The sequence below is a fragment of the Pseudothermotoga elfii DSM 9442 = NBRC 107921 genome, from assembly GCF_000504085.1.
Lineage (GTDB): Bacteria > Thermotogota > Thermotogae > Thermotogales > DSM-5069 > Pseudothermotoga_B > Pseudothermotoga_B elfii.
Map to the genome: position 1 here is coordinate 382,230 of NC_022792.1, position 21,393 is coordinate 403,622.

The 21,393-nt window shown below is 39.8% G+C and carries 17 protein-coding genes and 1 tRNA gene; 15 read left to right on the plus strand and 3 right to left on the minus strand.

From position 1 onward, the window contains the following. Nucleotides 1-8: 8 nt before the first annotated feature. The 15 genes from argJ (at nucleotide 9) to TEL01S_RS01850 (ending at nucleotide 16,541) form a co-directional block, all read left to right on the plus strand. On the plus strand, nucleotides 9-1,196 hold the full coding sequence (gene argJ, locus TEL01S_RS01785) for a bifunctional glutamate N-acetyltransferase/amino-acid acetyltransferase ArgJ (RefSeq protein WP_012002414.1): 1,188 nt from the start codon (nucleotides 9-11) through the stop codon (nucleotides 1,194-1,196). Then, the gene (gene argB, locus TEL01S_RS01790) at nucleotides 1,193-2,032 is read left to right on the plus strand and encodes an acetylglutamate kinase (RefSeq protein WP_012002415.1); all 840 of its coding nucleotides are present in this window, start codon (nucleotides 1,193-1,195) and stop codon (nucleotides 2,030-2,032) included. Before argJ ends, argB begins: the two co-directional genes overlap by 4 nt. 14 nt (nucleotides 2,033-2,046) lie before the next feature. Further along, nucleotides 2,047-3,237 (plus strand): acetylornithine transaminase, encoded by a 1,191-nt coding sequence (locus tag TEL01S_RS01795; protein ID WP_012002416.1) that lies wholly within the window; start codon nucleotides 2,047-2,049, stop codon nucleotides 3,235-3,237. Beyond that, nucleotides 3,234-4,358 (plus strand): glutamine-hydrolyzing carbamoyl-phosphate synthase small subunit, encoded by a 1,125-nt coding sequence (carA, locus tag TEL01S_RS01800; RefSeq protein WP_012002417.1) that lies wholly within the window; start codon nucleotides 3,234-3,236, stop codon nucleotides 4,356-4,358. The genes TEL01S_RS01795 and carA overlap by 4 nt, the downstream gene beginning before the upstream one ends. A 4-nt stretch (nucleotides 4,359-4,362) precedes the next feature. After that, a complete protein-coding gene (gene carB / locus TEL01S_RS01805) occupies nucleotides 4,363-7,680 on the plus strand; it encodes a carbamoyl-phosphate synthase large subunit (RefSeq protein ID WP_012002418.1) in 3,318 nt (1,105 codons plus the stop codon). Nucleotides 7,681-7,729: 49 nt separating this feature from the next. Next, nucleotides 7,730-10,669, plus strand: a complete 2,940-nt coding sequence (gene recJ / locus TEL01S_RS01810) for a single-stranded-DNA-specific exonuclease RecJ (protein WP_028843443.1) — start codon at nucleotides 7,730-7,732, stop codon at nucleotides 10,667-10,669. Continuing rightward, nucleotides 10,669-11,313, plus strand: coding sequence for a RuvX/YqgF family protein (locus tag TEL01S_RS10820; protein ID WP_012002420.1), 645 nt, complete (start codon nucleotides 10,669-10,671; stop codon nucleotides 11,311-11,313). Before recJ ends, TEL01S_RS10820 begins: the two co-directional genes overlap by 1 nt. Beyond that, nucleotides 11,304-11,380 (plus strand) — tRNA-Arg (locus TEL01S_RS01815). Before TEL01S_RS10820 ends, TEL01S_RS01815 begins: the two co-directional genes overlap by 10 nt. Before the next feature lie 26 nt (nucleotides 11,381-11,406). Continuing rightward, nucleotides 11,407-12,417 carry a rod shape-determining protein gene (gene mreB, locus TEL01S_RS01820; RefSeq protein ID WP_012002421.1) on the plus strand — a complete coding sequence of 337 codons (1,011 nt, stop codon included), beginning with the start codon at nucleotides 11,407-11,409 and terminating at the stop codon, nucleotides 12,415-12,417. Nucleotides 12,418-12,421: 4 nt separating this feature from the next. Then, nucleotides 12,422-13,171: a flagellar basal-body rod protein FlgF gene (flgF, locus tag TEL01S_RS01825; RefSeq protein WP_012002422.1), complete on the plus strand. Its 750-nt coding sequence runs from the start codon at nucleotides 12,422-12,424 to the stop codon at nucleotides 13,169-13,171. 18 nt (nucleotides 13,172-13,189) lie between these two features. Then, nucleotides 13,190-13,975 carry a flagellar basal-body rod protein FlgG gene (gene flgG, locus TEL01S_RS01830; RefSeq protein ID WP_012002423.1) on the plus strand — a complete coding sequence of 262 codons (786 nt, stop codon included), beginning with the start codon at nucleotides 13,190-13,192 and terminating at the stop codon, nucleotides 13,973-13,975. A gap of 37 nt (nucleotides 13,976-14,012) precedes the next feature. Beyond that, nucleotides 14,013-14,672, plus strand: coding sequence for a flagellar basal body P-ring formation chaperone FlgA (gene flgA, locus TEL01S_RS01835; RefSeq protein ID WP_012002424.1), 660 nt, complete (start codon nucleotides 14,013-14,015; stop codon nucleotides 14,670-14,672). Between the two features lie 4 nt (nucleotides 14,673-14,676). Further along, entirely contained in the window at nucleotides 14,677-15,276 is a 600-nt protein-coding gene (locus tag TEL01S_RS01840) for a flagellar basal body L-ring protein FlgH (protein WP_012002425.1), read from the plus strand. A 9-nt stretch (nucleotides 15,277-15,285) separates the two neighbouring features. Beyond that, nucleotides 15,286-16,281: a flagellar basal body P-ring protein FlgI gene (locus TEL01S_RS01845; protein ID WP_012002426.1), complete on the plus strand. Its 996-nt coding sequence runs from the start codon at nucleotides 15,286-15,288 to the stop codon at nucleotides 16,279-16,281. Beyond that, entirely contained in the window at nucleotides 16,281-16,541 is a 261-nt protein-coding gene (locus tag TEL01S_RS01850; protein ID WP_028843442.1) for a rod-binding protein, read from the plus strand. Before TEL01S_RS01845 ends, TEL01S_RS01850 begins: the two co-directional genes overlap by 1 nt. 1 nt (nucleotide 16,542) lies before the next feature. On the opposite strand, the gene prfA is transcribed toward TEL01S_RS01850, so the two are convergent. The 3 genes from prfA to ileS are packed head-to-tail and all read right to left on the minus strand — an operon-like array spanning nucleotide 16,543 to nucleotide 21,381. Further along, nucleotides 16,543-17,586, minus strand: a complete 1,044-nt coding sequence (prfA, locus tag TEL01S_RS01855; RefSeq protein WP_028843441.1) for a peptide chain release factor 1 — start codon at nucleotides 17,584-17,586, stop codon at nucleotides 16,543-16,545. Continuing rightward, nucleotides 17,583-18,641 carry a type IV pilus twitching motility protein PilT gene (locus TEL01S_RS01860; protein ID WP_012002429.1) on the minus strand — a complete coding sequence of 353 codons (1,059 nt, stop codon included), beginning with the start codon at nucleotides 18,639-18,641 and terminating at the stop codon, nucleotides 17,583-17,585. Before TEL01S_RS01860 ends, prfA begins: the two co-directional genes overlap by 4 nt. Nucleotides 18,642-18,645: 4 nt before the next feature. Further along, nucleotides 18,646-21,381, minus strand: a complete 2,736-nt coding sequence (ileS, locus tag TEL01S_RS01865; protein WP_028843440.1) for an isoleucine--tRNA ligase — start codon at nucleotides 21,379-21,381, stop codon at nucleotides 18,646-18,648. Nucleotides 21,382-21,393 lie beyond the last annotated feature (12 nt).

The following is a 21,393-nucleotide window of genomic DNA, read 5'->3' on the forward strand; positions in this document are numbered from 1 at the left end:
TACAACAAATGAATATTCCTAAGGGATTCAAATTCTCCGGGTTGCATTGTGGGATAAAAAGGTACAGAAAAGATATCGCCTTGGCATATTCAGAAAAAGAGTGTGTGACATCGGGATTTTTCACTACAAATGCAATTAAAGCTGCTCCAGTTTTGCATAATATTCAGGTTCTTAAAGAAAATTCTGAAAACATAAGAGCGCTGATTGTCAACAGCAAAATTGCCAATTCGTGTACTGGTGAGGAAGGTTTGCAAAATGCGTTCAAAATGGCTAAAATAACAGCACAAAAGCTGCATATTGACTCCAGGAGTGTTCTTGTTGCTTCTACAGGGATAATAGGAATCCAGTTACCTATGGAGAAAGTAGAATACGGCATAGATGCAGCTGTGAAAAAACTTGACAGTGATGTTATATCTTTTGCGGAAGCTATCATGACAACTGATACAACAGTGAAGATCAGTTTCAGAAAGATTAATGTCCCGCAGGAAGTAATCTTACTTGGGATTGCAAAAGGGTCAGGAATGATTCATCCTAACTTATCTACAATGCTCGCGTTTATATTCACTGATGCAAAAATACCATTTTATACCCTGAAAGAATTACTAAAAAAATCCATTGATAAAACATATAACATGATCGATGTCGATGGAGATATGAGCACAAATGATATGGTTTTAATGTTCTGTAATGGAGCTGCGAATGTAGAAATAAAAGAGAAAACCGCCGCTTATGACAAATTTTCACGTGCCCTTGACGAGATTAATACTGAACTTGCCAAGAAAATAGTTTCAGACGGAGAAGGGGCTTCGAAAGTTATCGAAGTCAGAGTTGCCAATGCTCCAGATGAAGCTACAGCGAAAAAAGTTGCAAGATCAATTTGCTCATCCAATCTTGTGAAAACGGCTATACACGGTGCAGATACAAATTGGGGCAGAATCATCGCGGCCGCCGGCAGTTCTCAAACATTTTTTAGCCTGGAAATGGTGGACCTTCACATTTCTGATGGGAAAGAAGAAATATGTGTTTTCGAAAAAGGCAAGTCGCAGGCGTTTAATGAGGAGAATCTCAGAAGGGTTTTAAGTTCAAGAGAAATTTTTTTGCTTCTAAACATGAATACCAGTAATTCTTCCGCTACAGCCTGGGGGTGCGATCTGACAGAAAAATACATACAGATAAACGGGAGGTATAAAACATGACCAGTGAGAATATGGCGATACTTTTTGAAGTACTTCAGTATATGAAAGAATTTCGTGAAAAAACGTTTGTTGTAAAGGTTGGGGGTGCTGCCCTGGAAAAAGAGGAAGCTAAAACGTCATTTGCAAAGAGTATTGTTTTTCTGAGACATGTACAGGTAAATCCAATCATTGTACATGGCGGAGGGGTCGAAATAACCCGGTTGATGAATCAGCTCGGGATAAAACCACTTTTCAAAAATGGGTATAGAGTAACTGATGAAAAAACTTTACAGATAGCAGAAATGGTTCTTGAAAAGATTAATAAAGATATCGTCCTGAAAATAAATCTTCACGGAGGAAGAGCAATTGGTGTTTCAGGCAAAGATGACAATTTGCTTTTATGTGAAAAAGATATCGCAAATGGAGATATAGGGTATGTGGGAAAGATAAGAAAAGTGAATAGTGGGTTTATCGAGAAACTTATTGCTCAGAATTATATACCAGTTATTTGCCCAGTTGGATTTGGAGAAGACGGGACAACTTACAATATAAATGCAGATGTTGCCGCCGCTGAGATAGCAATTTCCCTGAAAGCCGAAAAATTGATATTCGTAAGCGATGTTCCTGGTGTAATGAAAGATGGAGAATTAATTCCATATCTTGATGTCCGGAATGCCAGAAAATTGATCGAAGAAGGTGTCGTTAAAGGAGGAATGATACCGAAAATACAGTGCGCAGTGAATGCTTTAAAGGCGGGAATTAAAAGCGTTCATGTTGTAAATGGAGAAATACCCCACGCTCTTTTAACTGAAATTTTTACGCTCCACGGCATTGGAACAATGCTAAGAGAAATTTGACGGGAGGGCATGGTATGAAAAACAATTATTTGATGAATACTTACAACAGGTTTCCTGTTATCCTGGATCATGGAAAAGGCTCTGTGGTCTGGGATAAGGATGGCAGATCATTTCTCGATTTTTCGTCAGGAATAGCCGTAAATATCCTTGGACATTCACACAAAAAACTTGTTTCTGCCATCGAAAGCCAGGTCAGAAAACTTGTGCATTGTTCAAATCTTTACTGGACAGAACCTCAGGTAGAGCTTGCAAAGCTTTTGATCGAGAATACCTTTGAAGGAAAAGTTTTTTTCACAAATAGCGGAACCGAGGCTAACGAAGCAGCTATTAAATTATCACGAAAATACGGAAAAAAGAAATCCATATCCAAATTTAGGATTCTCTCGGCGGTCAATTCCTTTCACGGAAGAACATTTGGATCTTTAACAGCCACAGGTCAGGAAAAATACCATGAATATTTCAAACCACTGGTAGCTGGTTTCGACTATTTTGAGTTCAACAGCGAAGAATCTCTCAGATCAAAAATGAATGATGAAGTTTGCGCGGTTATTTTAGAACCCATTCAGGGTGAAAGTGGTATAGTTCCTGCAAGTGATGATTTTTTAAATGCGGCAAGGGTTTTATGCGATCATTACGGAGCGCTTTTGATATTTGACGAAGTTCAATGTGGAATGGGAAGAACCGGAAAACTTTTTGCTTACCAGAAATATGGTGTGAAACCAGATATTTTGACAATTGCAAAAGGACTTGGAGGAGGGGTTCCTATAGGAGCCGTGGTAGCAAGCAATAAAGCAGATGTTTTCGAACCTGGTGATCATGGATCCACATTTGGCGGAAATCCTCTGGCTTGCAGCGCAGGAATAGCTGTTATGAGGGAAATATTGAAGGATGGTTTTCTAAAAAGAGTGGAAGATAAGGGAAGATATCTTATGAAAAAACTTGAAGGAATAAAGAAGATTTTTCCATCTTTGATCGGTGACCTTCGTGGAACTGGCTTGATGGTCGGTGTAGAACTTAAAAATATTTCAAGCAGAGATTTTGTAAACAATTGTTTTGATCACGGTTTACTTACAGTCCCTTCGGGAAGGAATACTGTGAGGTTGTTACCACCACTGACAGTTAAAAAAGTGGAAATCGACAGTGCACTGAAGATAATAGCCGAAGTTCTGGAAGGTTTTGACCGCACAGGGAGAAATATTCAATGAAGAAAGCACTGTTATTACTTGAAGATGGAACATTCTTTTATGGCAGGGCTTTTGCTGCTGATGGAGAAGTATTTGGTGAACTTGTGTTCAACACCTCAACAACAGGTTATGAAGAGGTATTGACAGACCCTTCATATGCAGGTCAGATAGTTATCATGACTTATCCAGAAATCGGCATATATGGAATAAATGATGAAGATGCAGAGTCTGATTCTGCAAAGGTAACTGGCCTTGTGGTTTATCGGTCAGTTCAAAGATATTTCAACCAGAGGGCAAATAAATCTCTTGGCGAATATTTGAAAACGAATGGCGTAATTGGAATAGAGGGGATTGATACACGATCGCTTACGAAAAAAATAAGAAACAGAGGTACGGCAATGGGTGCTGTCTCAACAGAAAATATGGATCCTGATTCGCTCCGCGAAAAATTACGGAATGTGATAGAGATAAACAAGACAGATCTTGTAAGCAAAGTATCGTCGGAAGTTGTATGGAATTATAAGAAAGAGGGCAAGGTCCGGATAGCGATCGTTGACTGTGGTTGTAAAAAAGGTATTCTGAGAGAACTTGAAAAATTTGATGTGGCAATAACAGTTGTTCCATACGATATTGGCTTTGAAGAAATTGAAAAACTGAATCCGGACGGAGTGATGATTTCAAATGGGCCGGGGGACCCGTCAATATTGATCAGAACAGTAGAGCTGATTAAACACATTTTGAAGAAAAGAATTCCGCTGGCAGGAATATGCTTGGGGCATCAACTTCTGGCGCTCGCAATAGGTGCAAAGACTTATAAAATGAAATTTGGCCACAGGGGGATTAATCACCCTGTGAAAGATTTAAGAAGCAAGAGGGTATTAATCACAACTCATAATCATGGTTTTGCTGTTGATCCAAAAAGCTTGAACATCAATACGGATACTCTTATAGGTATAAGCAAAGAGGATTTTGGCAGAGTTGAGATAACTCATTTATCTTTGAATGACATGACCGTGGAGGGAATAAGGCTTTTAGATTATCCAGCCTTTTCTGTGCAGTTTCATCCCGAGGCATCGCCTGGGCCGCATGATTCGAAATCGTTTTTTGAAGATTTTCTCAAGCTCATAATCTCAGGGAGGTAATTTTGTGCCGAAGAGAGACGACATAGAAAAAGTACTTGTGATTGGCTCCGGACCTATAACTATAGGTCAGGCGGCTGAGTTTGATTACTCAGGGGCGCAGGCTATCAAAGCTTTGAAGTCTTTGGGGTATAGAGTTGTGGTGATTAATTCAAATTCTGCAACAATAATGACAGATCCCGAATTTTCTGATGCTGTCTACATAGAACCATTGACTATAGATTTTCTGGAAGCTGTTATAGAAAAAGAACGTCCAGATGCTTTATTGCCAACTCTTGGTGGGCAGACAGCCTTGAATTTAGCTGTTGAGCTTTTTAAAAAAGGTGTTTTGTGCAAATATGATGTTGAGCTTATAGGCGTTAAGCCAGATACTATAGAAAAAGCCGAAGATAGAGAACAATTTAAAACGGCAATGAAAAACTGTGGTCTGGAAGTTCTTGAAAGCAGGCTTGTTTCAAGTGTAACAGAGGCCATGGATGTTGTAAGAGAATTCGGTTATCCTGTGGTGATAAGACCGAGTTTTACGCTTGGAGGCAGCGGAGGGGGAATAGCGTATAATTTGCAGGAATTGAAGGCAATTGTTGAAAATGGATTAATAGAAAGCCCAGCACATACCGTGCTGATAGAAAAATCCGTGATTGGCTGGAAAGAGTATGAGCTTGAAGTCATGAAAGATCATGAAGATAATTTCATAGTAGTCTGTTCTATTGAAAATTTTGACCCCATGGGCATACATACTGGAGACTCGGTAACTGTAGCACCTGCTCAAACGCTTACCGATGTTGAGTACCAGTGCATGAGAAATGCTGCTCGTAAAGCGTTAAGTGCAATAGGGTTTGATGCTGGTGGGTGCAATATACAGTTTGCTGTTGATACGTACACAGGGAAATTGGTCATTATTGAAATGAATCCAAGAGTTTCAAGATCATCTGCCCTTGCTTCAAAAGCCACAGGATATCCGATTGCAAAGATATCGGCTTTACTTGCGGTTGGGTTGAGGCTCGATGAGATTCCTAATTCTATAACGGAGCAAACAACGGCGGCTTTTGAACCGTCTATTGATTATGTGGTTGTAAAGATGCCGAGATTCCAGATGGAAAAATTTCCAGGTGCCGAACAGAAGCTGGGTACCCAGATGAAGTCAGTTGGGGAGGTAATGTCCATAGGCAGAACATTTAAAGAAGCACTTGGAAAGGCTGTGAGATCACTGGAGCTGGATATAGCCCCGAAACTTGATTTACGTAATATGAGAGAACATCTTGCCAATCCAACTTCGGAGAGAATGTCTTACATATTTGCTGCGTTCAGAAACTCCTTGTCTGTGGATGAAGTACACGAATTGACATTTATAAATAAATGGTTTTTGACGGAGATAGAAGAAATAATGAATTTTGAAAAGGTTCTTCGCAAGAAAAAACCTAAAGACTTCGGCTCGTTAAAAAAAGCAAAAGAGTTTGGATTTTCTGACAGAGAGCTGGCAGAGATCTACAAAGTTCAGGAAGAAGAGATAAGAAAGATCAGACACAAACTTGGCGTCACACCAGTCTACAAGATGGTAGATACTTGCTCTGCTGAATTTGAAGCTAAAACACCTTATTTTTATTCAACATACAATGGAATGGAAAATGAGACGATCCCATCAAAACGAAGAAAGATCATGGTTTTGGGATCAGGACCAAATAGAATTGGCCAGGGTATTGAATTTGATTATGCAAATGTGCATGCCGTATGGGCTTTTCAGGAAGAAGGTTATGAAGTTATCATGGTAAATTCCAATCCTGAAACTGTGTCAACAGATTACGATATATCGGATAAATTATATTTTGAGCCGCTGACAACTGAGGATATCCTTGAGATAGCAAAAATAGAAAACCCGGATGGAATTGTGGTCTCGTTTGGTGGGCAAACTCCTTTAAGGATAGCGAGAGCTCTGGAAAAAGAAGGTTTGAAAATCCTGGCTGCCAATTATGAGCTTATAGATCTTACAGAAAGCAGAGATAGATTTGCGAAATTTCTTAAACAATCAGGCTTAAGTGTTCCTCCTTTTTCAGTTGCGAGGTCAATCAAAGAAGCTTTGAGAGCTGCAGAATTAATAGGTTTTCCAGTACTCATCAGACCAAGTTATGTTCTTGGGGGAAGAGCGATGGCCATCGTTGATCATAAAAAAGATCTCTTAAGTTATATTTCAAATGCATCTCTAATTTCACCTGATCACCCCCTGATAATAGATAAATTTCTTGAAAATGCTGTGGAATTAGATGTCGATGTAATCTCTGATGGTGAAAATGTCTGGATAGCGGGCTTAATGGAACAAATTGAGAAAGCGGGAATACATTCAGGCGATTCTGCATGTGTCCTGCCACCAGTAAGTTTATCTGATGATTTGATAGAAAAGATAGAGCACCTGATTTATAGATTGATAAAAAGCCTTAAAATCATTGGACCAGCAAATATTCAATTGGCCGTGAAAGATGATAAAGTTTATGTTATTGAACTAAATTTGAGAGCTTCAAGGACTATTCCATTTGTAAGCAAAGCAATTGGCATACCTGTCGCGAAAATTGCAGCAAAAACTATTATCGGTAAAAAATTGTCACAACTTTTGTTGCGATACTGGCCTTATTCAACAAAAGAGAGATTGGTGAAATATGAACCTGCTCGCTCAGGTGTGCTACCGACACCGTGGCCGGAGTATTATTCTGTAAAGGAAGCAATCATCCCATTTAACAAATTCTCTGGCGTGGATATACTTCTTGGGCCAGAAATGCGTTCTACAGGTGAAGTCATGGGAATCGGCGATGATTTTGCTGAAGCTTTTGCAAAGGCACAGTTATCTGCGGATGGCATATCTACGAAATCTTTGCTTGTTACTGTTAACGACAGGGACAAACGAGAAATTGTTCCTTTAGTCTCGTATTTGTATGATCTTGGATTTGAGGTATTCGCAACTGCTGGAACCGGGAAGATCTTGAGATCAATGGGGATAGCAGTTAAAAATGTCTTCAAAGTTGGAGAAGGGAAACCAGATGTTGTTGATCTTATACGGCAGGGGAAGATAGGATTTATTGTTATAACCCAGTCTCCGAACCGTAAGACGAGTGCTGAAATCAACAGAGAAGCAGAAAACTCTTTTGCAGATGATGAAAGAACTGCTGGATATAAAATCAGAACAGCTGCTATACAATGCAAAGTGCCCTGTATAACCACAATAGAAGCTTTCAGAGCCGAGGTATCTGCTATCAGAAGACTCAAAAAGTCCACCCTGTCTGTTAGAAGTTTGCAAGATATTTTCTATGCACAGCAAAATACTCTTCTAAAAAAGTAGATTTTTATGGTTTAATATAAGTAATACTATAAAAAGGCAGTTGGAGATTGTGAGGTGGATAATTAAGCAGGTTGACCAGCAGAAGGTTGAGTTTCTAAGCCAGGAAGCTGGTATAAGTTTGTTTCTTGCGAAAATACTTGTGAACAGGGGTATTGAAGATCCCAAGATTGCGAATAGATTTCTGAAACCTTCAATTCTTGATCTACACGATCCATTTTTGTTGAGGGATATGGATCGTGTCGTTGAGTTGCTCTTAAAAGCCAGAGAAGAGAACATACCTGTTCTGATCTACGGTGATTACGATGCTGATGGTATAACTGGTATAGCTGTTTACAAGGAATTTTTAGACAGGTATGGCTGGGTTACAGATTACTATATTCCAAAGAGAATGGATGAAGGTTATGGGATCCAGCCTGCAGTTATTGAGCAATTTTTTAAAAAATTCAACAAAGGAATAGTGCTGACAGTAGATTGTGGCATAACTGCAATTGAAGCAGTGGAGTTTGCAAAGAAATTCAACTGCCTGGTGTTGATAACCGATCATCATGAAGTTGGAGAGCAGTTACCAGACGCCGCTGCAGTAGTTGACCCAAAGCGTCCAGATGATGATTATCCATTTAAAGATCTTGCGGGTGTTGGTGTCGCTTTCAAGGTGGTCAGTGCTATTTCCCAGAAACTCAATATCCAGATCGAAGAAATTTTCGATTTACTTGAATTTGTGGCGATTGGCACAATCGCCGATATGGTGAAATTGGTTGATGAAAACCGTTTTATGGTTAAAACGGGACTGGAAAAACTTAAGAGAACTGGAAAGCCCGGTCTTTCAATCCTGTTTAAGAGGCTCGGTATAAACGAACCGGATTCAAGGGACATTGGTTATAGAGTTGCACCAAAACTAAATGCTGCCGGTAGACTTGATTCAGCAGATGATGCATTTGAACTTTTGATCTCGCGAGATGAAACATCTGCTGAGAAGCTTGTAAATTTGCTTTTCGAGTATAATTCAACCCGCCAGGAAATAGAATCTGAGATATTCATGCGTGCAGTAGAGCAAATTGAGGAGCGTGGCCTGCATAAAGATCCGATAATTGTGGTTAAGGGAGATAACTGGCACGTTGGGGTTATAGGGATTGTTGCCACAAGACTGGTTCACAGGTATGGAAAGCCAGTTATGGTGATATCGAATTCTGACGGTATAGCAAGAGGGTCGGCAAGAAGCATACCGAATCTAAACCTCATTGAATTGCTTCAGCCACTATCGAGTTATTTTTATGAATTTGGAGGGCATCCCCTCGCTGTTGGTTTCAGCCTGGATTCAAACAACGTTGATGATTTCGCTGAACTTTTAAGAAATTTTGAAATACCAATTGAAGATGTACCTGACGTGTTAGAAATCGATGAGGATCTCCAGCTTGAGCAAATTAATGAAGAAACATTGAAAGATATAGGAAAACTGGAGCCCTTTGGCCATGGTAACAATGAGCCGATTTTTGTTGCAAGAAACGTGATAGCTGAGTCCATCAAATTTTTTGGTCAAAATCACGCAAATGTTAAGATGAATTTCACAGTTAACGGTGCTAAAATTGAGGCAATAGGCTTTGGTTTAGGTCATGCCTTCGACAAGTCAATTTATGAATGCAACAAAGTAGACATTGTTTTCAGTATCAGGAATCATCGTCATCCTTTCAGCATAAATATTATTGATTTTTCCATAATAAAAGATTACCAGGATACACACCAGGCAACTGAAAATATCGAAATACTTCAAAAAAACTTACATCTTAACCATATACTTGAACAACTTAAAGGTGGAAAACTGTTCATTCTTGATTTAAGGACAAGAAATGCTCTTTATTACTGGTTGAAAGAAAAGAGTAAAATCAGATGTGCGGTGATTTCACTGAATAATATAATCTCTTCCCAGGTTCACCAGAGTCTTTTGAGACATATTCAAAAGCCAATAGAATACCTGAACTCTCTATGCAAAAGTGGTTCAGAAGATTTCGCGTTCATGACTATGTCGTATTTTATGGCTGAAAAAGAAGAGGTTATGAAACGATTTGACCTGTTTTTCATAAATGAACTGTCTGTTTTTACTCTGTTTCAAAATAACAGCCAGGTAGCAGAATTTTTGGATTTTGTTTCATCAAATTGTGATAAATTTGTCGCTGTGACTGTTAAAAATCCGGAAAAATTGCTTAGTTTTGCAAATGAACTTGGTTTTGAAGTAACCTATGAGAGGTCATTGAAACCAAGTTACGGTTTGACTGATGCTTCAAATGAAATTGATTTGATAATAAATGATGCATCCTGTTTTCTATTCTCAGACCAGAGAAAACTCTCGTCATTTTATAAAAAACTTAAGACGACCATAAAAAATAAAGAGATATTGATGTATTCCCATTCACTCAAACCTTCTTATCGTGCTGGTGTCGTGAATTATATAAAGAGAAAAAAACCTGTTAAACTTGTCAGCTCCACAAATACTGATGGTTTACCCACGCTACTTGGCCAGGAAACAGAAATAGCTATTCTTGACGCTCCTTTGACACTTTTTGAAATTCTGGATGCCATCTCCTACAATTGCAATGACCAGTTACTTGATTTGTGTTTTACAGAAGAAAATGTAGTTGAAAGAGAAAATGAATTGAACGAGCTATTTCCCTCCAGAAGCGTTCTGAGGGAAATTATTCTGCAAATAGGTGAGCGAAAAGTTAGTCAGGACGAGCTTATGGAATATGTTGTTCGGCAGGGATATTTTGGGAGTTTCTCGTATGCCAGGATCATTAAAAATATCTTTGATGATCTTGGGGCTGCCATATCGGATGGAATGATAGATCTCACAAAAATTGACTTTTCGAAAAAATCTTTACGAGAGATGGAAAGAGAATTGGAAATAGAGTATTTTGCGAAGATTACCAGACCACTGCTGACACAAAAAGTCAAAGGGATATACAGAGCTCTGGCAAATGTCCATGTGGTGATTTAATGATTGTTGCCGTTGATTATGGAGATGCAAGATGTGGTCTCGCGATAGGCGAGAAATTAGCCAGAAAAATTATGACCGTTGAAAAAAAGAAAGTAATTTCTGAGATTTCCAGAATCCCCTTTATTAATTGTTTCGTAGTGGGGTTACCCTTGTCTATGAGTGGAAGGTATTCCCAGCAGACATTTAAAGCAATCGAATTTGCCGAGAAATTGAACAGAAGGTTTAAAAAACGGGTTTATCTTATCGATGAAAGACTGACAAGCAGCATTTTCAAAAATCGTGAAAACATTGATGGATTATGCGCAGCGGAAATATTCGAAAAGTTTGTGTTCTCAAAAATGAAGTTTCATGAGATAATTCCACCGATCAAGGTCAGCGATAATCTGGTTAATGAATTAAATAACATGGCAGGTAACATTTTGATTGTAGGGCTGTCCGATACAAGACTTGTCTGCAAGAGACGGTGCATAGTGCTCCAGGAAGAGCCATATTATGCATATCTTTTCTACAAGCTTGGTTGTCATGTTGAGAGGTACGCAGACCAGTTGGAAAACTTTGCACCTTTTGATATTATCGTTGCAGGAAAGATGTGCGACAAATTGAAGGCTTACCTAAAACCAGAAGGGAAATTACTGTGCCTGTAGCTCAAACGGATAGAGCGCTGGACTCCGGATCCAGAGGTTGCGGGTTCGACTCCCGCCAGGCACGCCAATGTGATAATCGGGGAGGTATTAAAAATGCCGAAAGGTGATCTTGGAATAGACCTTGGTACAGCAAGCTTTATAGTTTATCAGAGAGGAAAAGGTATTGTCATTTTTGAACCATCTGTCGTTGCGATTTCTGAAAAAACAGGGGAGATAGTGGCAATAGGCGAAGAGGCCAAGAAAATGCTTGGCAAAACTCCAGAGTATTTCAAAGCCATTAAGCCAATGAAAGATGGTGTGATAGCAGACTACAAAACTATTGAGGCGGTAATCAAAGAATTCATAAACCGCACCGTGAGAAGATCTTTCTTTTTCAAACCGGATCTTGTTATAGGCATTCCAACGAAAGCCACGAGTGTTGAAAAAAGAGCAGTTTTTGAAGCAGCGCTTAACGCAGGAGCACGTCAGGTTCATGTGATTTCTGAACCCCTCGCAGCGGCAATAGGTTCAGGTATAGATGTGACAAAATCTGAAGGGAGTATGGTCGTAGATATAGGCGGAGGTACAACCGACATAGCCGTGATAAGTCTTGGAGGGGTTGTGGTTGGAGACTCTATCAAAATTGCAGGAGATGCAATGGATGAGGCTATTGTCAGATTTGCAAGAAGGAAGTACGGGCTGGTCATAGGAGAGCCTACCGCAGAACAGGTAAAAATAAGGATAGGAAAAATCCACTCTTCCATGGAATCATATGAAATAGAGATTAAAGGCAGAGACGCTGTTACTGGACTGCCAAGAACAGATCAGATAAACTCTGATGATGTTATGGAGACGTTGCGTCCTTTAGTTGAAACAATAGTAAGCAGGATCAAGATGGTTCTCGAAAAGACTCCGCCAGAACTGGCGGCGGATATAATAAACCAAGGTATTGTGCTTACGGGTGGTGGAGCTTTGTTAAGAGGCCTTGATTTGCTCATATCTGAAGAGCTTGGAGTGAAGACGATAATAGCTGAAGATCCCATAACTTCTGTAGCGAGAGGTACAGGTATTCTGTTAGAGAATCCAGATTTGCTCAAGGTTGTTGCTACTTCATACTCGAGGTGATAGCGTGTTAAGGGGTATTTATACTGCTGCAATGGGTATGCTTCTGGATATGAGTAAACTCGATGTAACTGCAAATAACCTTGCGAACGTCGAGACGGTTGCGTATAAAAGGGATAAACTTGCCTTTAGAGCATACCAGGACAGGGCAATATATGCCCTACCAGATCGAAGGCAGCCAATTGGAAATTTGACATACAGTGCGGTCCTGGACGACGTGTTCTTAGATTCATCTATGGGAACTTTCATGAAAACTGATAATCCAATGGACTTTGCCATTGATGGAGAAGGATTTTTCAGTTTACTCGGAGAAGATGGGGTATATTACAGCCGTGCTGGCAATTTCAAATTAAATGAGGAAGGGTATCTGGTAAATACTGATGGGCTTATGGTGCTTGATGAGAACAATCAGCCGATAAGATTTGAATCCAGTTATGTTGTTGATGCCGATGGATATATCAGAGACCCTGTGGGTAACGTGATAACCAGGTTGGGTATCTACAATTTCGATGATCCGGGCGAATTGAGAAAGATTGGTTATACGTTATTTCAACCAACGGAAGAAAGTGGCCAGCCTGTTGTTGCAGATGAATTTAGGATTTTATCTGGATACGTTGAATTATCAAATGTCAATGCAATAGATGAAATGGTAAACCTAATCGAGGCACAGAGGCATTTTGAAATTTCTCAAAAAGCTCTCACAGTATCAGATGAAACTCTGGCAAAACTAATATCTCAGGTTGGTTCTCTCAAATAATGGGAGGTGCTATTGAAAATGATGGTTTCACTTTATTCTGCAGCAACAGGAATGTGGGCACAACAGTACAAACTTGACACAATTTCAAATAACCTTGCCAATGTTGATACGACTGGTTACAAAAAAGTTAGAGCTGAATTTCAAGACCTCGTCTACCAGTATTACAAAAACGCAGGTACTCCCACCGCGGTGAATTCTACTATACCAACAGGAATATATTTTGGGCATGGCACAAGACTCAGTGCCACCACCAAGATATTTTCACTTGGCAATATGGAATATACAGGTAACGCACTGGATGTGGCGATTACTGGAGATGGTTTTTTTCAAGTGCAGTTGCAGGATGGTAGAACTGCTTATACAAGGGATGGTACATTCAAAGTCGACAGCGAAGGAAGAGTAGTTACATCGAACGGTCTGGCTCTGATACCGAATATTGTTGTACCGGCTGATGCCGTTGCCATTAACATATCTCCAGATGGTATTTTTTCGGCAGAAATGCAAGATGGTACAGTTCAGAATCTTGGAACCATCACGCTTGTCAGGTTTGTAAACCCATCTGGCTTGAAAGCAGTGGGAGATAACTTATACCTGGAGACCACGGCGTCGGGCGAACCCATCGAAGGGACACCAAATCAAGATGGTTTTGGCGCGTTGCAGCAAGGATATCTTGAAAAAGCTAACGTTGATGTTGTGAAGGAAATGGTGGATATGATAACTGCCCAGAGAGCTTATGAACTTAATGCCCGGGCAATTCAAACAGCTGACAATATGCTGCAAACGGTATCCACGTTGAAACGATGATCCATCCTTTCTTTGAATTTTGAGTGAGGATGGAAAAATGTGGAGAATTTTTGCTTTTTGCCTGATTTCCGTAAGCGCTTTTGCCGTTTTTGAAACAGATGTGCAAAGTGCCATAATTGATTTTGTACTTTCTCAGATCAGCGAAACTGCAACCGTAACAGACCTTCAATTCAAACAATCGATTCCCTCAGCTGACAGATTCGAGATTCTTTCGTGCAACTTCAATGGCAATAAAACAAATATTCTGATCAAGTTCTACAATAATCGATCTTTTGCCGGTTATGTTCAGGCGTCGGCACTTATTTCACAGCCAAGGAAGATTTTAATTGCACGCAGAACTATTAAAAGTGGAGAGATTATTAAAAGAGAAGATGTGGAGCTGGTCGAGTTTGATGTATTTGGAAAGAAGGGAAATTTTACGAACAATCTTGAGGTTGTCGCGGGAAAAGTGAGCAGGAAAATGTTCCGTGAAGGAGAGCCAATAGACCTATTCTACCTTGTCAAGGCGCCAGATGTGAGGGCCGGGCAGGTTCTCTTAGCAGTTTTCGAAACAGGTTCGGTTCTGGCTACAGCACTTGTGAGAGTTTTGCATGATGGAAATTTTGGAGAGATCGTTAAAGCGAGAAATGTTGATACTGGATTTCTGATTCAAGGAATTTTGAGATCAGATTATACAATTCTCATTTCTGGAGGCTGAGAGTGTGAAAAAATCCTTAATAATTGTGATTGTCTTCGCTTTATATACAACTTTTGTTTTTCCTACGTCGTTGTGGAACAACTCTTCATCCGCGCAGTTTAAAAACATAATAGCTGATAGAAAAGCGAGCAAAGTTGGTGACATAGTAACAATCGTGGTCAAAGAAACACCTCAAATAAATTCTTCCAGCTCAAATGACGCTTTTGAAAATGCTCTTGTGAATCTGTTTACAGGTGCTGTAAAAAACATCACGCAATTTGATCTCTCTCAGTTCATACCTATAAACAACAACTCTCAGCAGCAGAGATCCGCTCAACTGAGCTCAACAGTTGTTTTAACTATATCGGCAGTGGTGGTAGATATCCAAAATGGTAATCTGGTTGTTGAGGGGAACAAAAAATTGAAAGTGGGTGAACAGCTGAGCGAGATAATCATACGGGGCACTGTTAGACCTGATGATATTTCACACAACAATACAGTTGATTCTTCAAATATTGCAAACTGTCAAATATGGGTTAATGGAGAACTGGTTTTTCGGCAGAACCCGGATCAGCAATCGTGGCTTGATTATTTGTTATCAGCAATTGCAAAATGGTTTTTGTGAGGTGAGACAGTGCGAAAGGTCACCATATTTATAATCATTATTGTGGCTCTAACTGGCTTTGGCTCTGTAAGAATAAAAGATATTGCTGATTTCAGAGGAGCCCGCGACAATCAGCTTTTTGGAATAGGAGTAGTTGTTGGCTTAAATGGAACAGGTGATTCTGGTCAGGTAAACTCTACACTGCTCGCCAATATGGCAAAAGCCTTTAATGTCAGCATAGATTCGGACAGCTTGAAAACGAAAAATAGCGCTCTTGTTATGGTTTTCGCAGATATTCCACCGTTTTACAAAGAAGGAATGAGACTTGATGTGTCTGTTGCCTCTATAGGTGATGCCAAGTCTCTTGAAGGAGGTTTTCTGGTTCAGACACCGCTTTATGGTGCAGATGGAAATGTATACGCCGTGGCGCAGGGAAATGTAAGTGTAGGGGGCTTTGATGTTAAAGTGTCGGCTAATCTGCAGAACAAATACAGAATAGTTGGGTATATACCCAACGGTGCCATTGTGGAAAAAGAAATCCCATTTGAATTTGTTCAGTCGAACAGTGTAACAATACTTTTGAAAAAGCCGGATTTCACAACGTCGGCCCGCGTTGCCCAGGCTATCAATACAACTTTCGAAAGAAAAATTGCGAAAGCCGTGGATGCCTCTTCTATAAAAATAGAAGTTCCTTCTGCTTTTGAAGATGATATAGTTACCTTTTTATCTCTTGTGGAAGAAGTAGAAGTTTCTGTTGATCAACCAGCAAGAGTGGTGGTGAATGAAAAAACGGGCACAGTTGTTTTCGGTGGAAATGTTAAAATTCTTGACTTTACTCTATCTTATGGTGTTTTTAATATTACAGTGAAAAACGGCAAAGTGGAATCCTCCGAGGAAGTTGACGCAACTGTTTCATCACTTGTCTCAGCTTTGAAAAATCTTGGAGCAACCCCGCAAGACATAATAGCTATACTTCAAACAATGCACAGTGCAGGCGTATTACTCGCAGACCTGGTGGTGATGTGATGCTTGTTCAAAGCGTTGATAGTGTCAGAACGGACAAACTCTACAATGCCTGTTCAGAATTCGCTGGTAGCCTTTTTTACGAAATATTCAAAAAAATGTACGATTCTATCCCAAAATCCGATCTTATACCAAGAACCCCTGCACAGGAATGGTTCACAAATATGCTTTTTTACGAATATTCAAAGCAGGTGGCAAAAGATAATCTGAAGTCACTTGTCAGAACAATTTATGAGCAGCTTGCTCAGAACGCTTATCAGTAAATCAGTTCCTGGTCAGCTTTATTAATTCACTTTCAAAAAGTTTCATTATTAGTTCATCAAGATCCCCATCAAGTATTTCCTGCAATCTGTATGTTGTGTAGTTTATTCTATGGTCTGTTACTCTGTTTTGAGGAAAATTGTATGTTCTGATTTTCTCGCTTCTCTCTGCTGAGCCGATCTGGTTTTTTCTCTGATTAGAGAGTTGTGAGTTGATCTTTTCTTGCTCGATTTCATAAAGTTTTGCTCGCAAAATGACAAGTGCACGCTCACGGTTCTGATGCTGTGATCTTTCACTTTGGCAGGAGACAATTATGCCTGTTGGGAGATGTGTTATCCTCACAGCCGATTCTGTTTTGTTGACATACTGTCCGCCATGTCCTGAAGCCTTGAAAGTATCTATTTTTAAGTCTTTCGGGTCAATATGAATTTCAACATCTGACACCTCTGGTAACACAGCAACAGTGGCTGTTGATGTATGTATTCTGCCTGAAGATTCGGTAACAGGCACCCTCTGGACTCTGTGAACACCACTTTCATATTTCAAATATTTGTAAGCAGATTTTCCTTTAACAAAGAAAACGATTTCTTTGAAACCGCCAAGCCCTGTATCGTGAAAATCTGACAGTTCTACCTGCCAGCCTTTCCGCTCTGCGTAACGAATATACATTCGATAAAGGTCAGCAGCAAAAAGGGCAGCTTCTTCTCCTCCTGTGCCGGCTCTGATCTCAAATATGACATTGTTATGTTCTTCAAAAGGTAGAAGGTGAGAAATTAGTTGAGAAATTATATCTTCGTATTGCTTTCTGGCTTTCAGAAAATCTTCCTCAAGCGAGGGATCTTCTTTCATTGCTTCTTGCCAGAAATTCATCTCTTCTTCCATTTGTTTGAGTTGCTGGTATATTTCGAGGGCCTCTTTCAACCTTGAATATTCAACAGAAAATTCCCGCAACTGCTCGATATCCAGATTGGAGCTGGATAATTTTTGTTCAAGCTCGATGGTTTTCTTATTAACATCTTTGATTATTGATTCAATTATGTCTTTCATCCTAATTTCTTCCCCATTTCCTGCTGGTTCCGGGCATACTCATAAACCTGTTTTTTATCGATTAATCCGCTCATATAAGCTCTAAACAGAGCATCATCAAAGAGCACCATACCCTGCCTGGAACTTGTCTGCATAATTGATTCTATCTGGTGTAATTTATTTTCGCGTATCAAGTTTTTAACAGCAGGTGTACCAACCAGTATCTCAAGCACAGGCACCATACCTTTTCCATCAATTCTTGGTAGCAATCTTTGATAAATTATCGCAATAAGTGTATTGGCAAGTTGTAGGGCTATTTGTTTTTGCTGATGGGCTGGAAAAACATCTATAACTCTTTCCGGTGCACTTGCTGCGCTGTTTGTGTGGATAGTACTGAATACTAAATGGCCTGTTTCTGCTGCCGTGAGTGCAAGAGACATTGTTTCAAGGTCTCTCATTTCACCAACAAGTATGACATCTGGATCTTGTCTGAGAGCATATTTCAACCCATCGTAAAAGCTGTTTGTGTCCTGACCGAGTTCTCTTTGATGAATGACGGACTTTTTGTTTGTGAAAATGTACTCTATAGGGTCTTCGATAGTTATTATATGGTAAGGGTGATTTTCGTTTATATAATCTATCATTGCAGCAAGAGTGGTAGATTTCCCACTGCCTGTTGGACCGGCTACCAGGATCAAACCTGAATCTCGTTCGGTAAATTCTTTCAATATATCTGGCAAACCGAGTTCATCGAAAGTTCTTATTTTTCTGGTAATCAGTCTTAAAGCCAGAGCAGGTTTTCTGCGTTCGTAATACAGATTTCCTCTCACCCTTACTTGTTCACCAACACTGAACGCAAAATCTATTTCTTTTTTCTCCAGATTGTTCGTCATTCCTATCTGGTCGAACAATTTTTTAAGCGACATAACCAGATCACTTTCACCCATGATGCCAAAATTTTTTTGCTCAACAAGAAGACCGTTTATTCTATAAATAGGCGGCATATCCACCGAAAGGTGGATATCCGACGCCTTTTTGCTGAATGCATCTGCCACGAGAGCCGATATCTCTATCATACAATCACCTTTTTTCTTTAAGAACAGCCATGCATCTTGGGCAGATATTGGGAAACTCCGAATCTGAATTGGTCAGCGGATCATATTTCCAGCAACGCTCACATTTCTCACCTTCGGCATGTTCAACTTCAATGTGTAGATTTTCGTCAGAGTTGCAAATTTCTACTTTGGAGACTATGAAGAATTCTTCCAGGTATGCCGAATATTTTTTGAGTAACTCAAGGGTTTTCTTAGAGCCGGTTTTGATAGCAACCTTTGCATCAAGTGAATGACCTATCAAACCATTCTGCCTGGATTCTTCAAGTGCTTTCAAAACGAGATCCCTCAATTGGAGAAGTTCTTCAAAATCATTCATCAGATTGGTGTCTATGTATTCCTCTTTATATTCAGGCCAACTTTCAGCCATTACAGTTTGATATTTTTTCTCACCAAAGTTTAGAAACTCGTAAGCCTCTTCGCACGTGAAGGCAAGAATTGGCGAGAACATGACAAGCAGGGATTTTAGAATATTATATAAAACTGTTTGAGCCGATCTTCTTTTTAAAGAGTGCTTTCCTTCGACATATAGTCTATCTTTCACGATATCCAGATAGATAGCGCTTAGTTCTACAGAGCAATACTTTACCAGTATGTTATATGCTTTGGAAAACTCATAACTTTCGTATGCCTCTGTTACAGATTTTATTATTTGCTGAAGTCTTCCAAGCGCCCATCTATCTACCGGAAGCATCTTTTGGAATCCGATAGAATCTGTTACTGAAAAATCCTGAAGGTTTCCCAGAAGGTATCTTATAGTGTTTCTTATTTTTTTATAAACCTCGACTTGCTGGGAAATTATATTTTTGGATATTCTGATATCGTTGAAATAGTCACTGCTTGCAAGCCACAATCTGAGTACATCTGCACCGTATTTAGAACATACTTCAAGAGGATCGACAACATTTCCGAGAGATTTACTCATCTTCTTTCCTTCTGCATCTTTTATGAATCCATGCGTTAGAACAGTTTTATACGGAGGTTTATCGTGTGTTATGACAGAAAGGACCAGTGACGAATTAAACCAGCCTCTGTGCTGGTCGCTTCCCTCAAGATACATGTCTGCGGGAAATGTTAATTCCGGTCTTGTGGTTAAAACTGCCTCGAAAGAAGAACCGGAATCAATCCATACGTCAAGAGTATCGTTCATTTTAACAAGATCCTCCGAACCGCAATGTGGGCACACATATCCATCGGGCAGGAGTTGTTTTTCACTGAGTTCAAACCAGGCATTTGTTCCCATTTTTTTAACTATTTCGGCAAAATGCCTGATCAATCTTGCATCAAGAACAACCTCGCTACACTTGCTGCACCTGAAAGCCGGAATAGGTGTCCCCCAGGCGCGTTGCCTCGAAATGCACCAATCTGGTCTTTCTTCCACCATAGCACTTATTCTATTTTTTCCCCAGGCTGGTATCCATGCCACATTCTGTATATTTTCAAGGACCCTTTGCCTCAGGTTGTTTTTTTCAACAGATATAAACCATTGCTCTGTTGCCCTGAATATAACAGGTTTCTTGCATCTCCAGCAGTGCGGGTAAGAATGCTTGATGGTTGATTCCTTAAGAAGAGAGCCATTGTTTTTTAAATCTTCTATTATCTGTTTGTTTGCTTTTTCAATATGCATGCCAGAATATTTTCCGGCTTCCTCTGTGAAATAGCCTTTTTCATCAACTGGGGAAATAACGGCTAAACCATTCACGAGATGGCCGAATTCGTAATCTTCCTCACCATGTCCCGGTGCAATGTGCACGCAACCAGTGCCTGTTTCCATGTCTACGAAATCGGCTGTGATTATGCGAGATTTTCTATCAAATATTGGATGAACAGCCTGTTTTCCTTCAAGGAAATGCCCTTTGAATTTTTCAAGAATCCTGTACTCATCTATACCAATTTCCTGCATGGCCATTTTCAATAATTTCTCAGCAAGGATCCAGATTTCGCTTCCTACTTCTATTTTCACATATTGTTGATCTGGATGGACGGCTATTCCGGTATTTCCCGGCAGGGTCCATGGGGTAGTTGTCCAGATGATTATGTATTCATTTTCTGAGTTCTCCATTTTAAATTTGACATAAATAGATGGTGAATCGTGGTCGTGATATTCTATTTCCGCCTGTGCAAGGGCTGTACCGCAATTATTACACCAGAGAACCGGTTTAAGCGCTCTGTAAACATAGCCATCCTCCACCAGCTTTGCAAAAATTTCATAGATTTTATACTCATATTCAGGGTTCAAAGTCGCATAATAATTTTCCCAGTCACCTATAACGCCAAGTCTTTGAAACTGTTTCTTTTGCATTTCTATCTGTTGTTTTGCAAATTCTTCACAAGCTTTTCTCAATTCTGTTTGAGACATAGATCTCGCCTTTTCTCCAAGCATTGTCGTAACTTTGTGCTCTATTGGTAAACCGTGCGTATCCCATCCGGGTACATAAGGCGATTTAAATCCGCGAAGTGTTTTGTATCTCACAACTATATCTTTCAGTATCTTGTTCATAGCAGTGCCTATGTGAATATCGCCATTTGCATAAGGTGGACCATCGTGAAGGACGAAGGTTGGGTTATTCTCTCTGTGTTTTAGCAGATAATCATAAATATTCATTTTTTGCCATTTTTCAAGTATACGCGGTTCTTTTTCCACCAAATTAGCGCGCATTGAGAACTCAGTACCGGGAAGATTGAGAGTGGATCTGTAATCCAAAACAAGCACCTC

Bases quoted from the DNA above. Each gene is read 5' to 3' on its own strand.
- TEL01S_RS01860 (WP_012002429.1), bottom strand. From the start codon at position 18,641: ATGATAGAGATATCGGCTCTCGTGGCAGATGCATTCAGCAAAAAGGCG.
- prfA (WP_028843441.1), bottom strand. From the start codon at position 17,586: ATGAAAGACATAATTGAATCAATAATCAAAGATGTTAATAAGAAAACC.
- flgA (WP_012002424.1), top strand. From the start codon at position 14,013: ATGTGGAGAATTTTTGCTTTTTGCCTGATTTCCGTAAGCGCTTTTGCC.
- flgG (WP_012002423.1), top strand. From the start codon at position 13,190: ATGATGGTTTCACTTTATTCTGCAGCAACAGGAATGTGGGCACAACAG.
- mreB (WP_012002421.1), top strand. From the start codon at position 11,407: ATGCCGAAAGGTGATCTTGGAATAGACCTTGGTACAGCAAGCTTTATA.
- TEL01S_RS01795 (WP_012002416.1), top strand. From the start codon at position 2,047: ATGAAAAACAATTATTTGATGAATACTTACAACAGGTTTCCTGTTATC.
- TEL01S_RS10820 (WP_012002420.1), top strand. From the start codon at position 10,669: ATGATTGTTGCCGTTGATTATGGAGATGCAAGATGTGGTCTCGCGATA.
- argB (WP_012002415.1), top strand. From the start codon at position 1,193: ATGACCAGTGAGAATATGGCGATACTTTTTGAAGTACTTCAGTATATG.
- carA (WP_012002417.1), top strand. From the start codon at position 3,234: ATGAAGAAAGCACTGTTATTACTTGAAGATGGAACATTCTTTTATGGC.
- TEL01S_RS01850 (WP_028843442.1), top strand. From the start codon at position 16,281: ATGCTTGTTCAAAGCGTTGATAGTGTCAGAACGGACAAACTCTACAAT.
- argJ (WP_012002414.1), top strand. From the start codon at position 9: ATGAATATTCCTAAGGGATTCAAATTCTCCGGGTTGCATTGTGGGATA.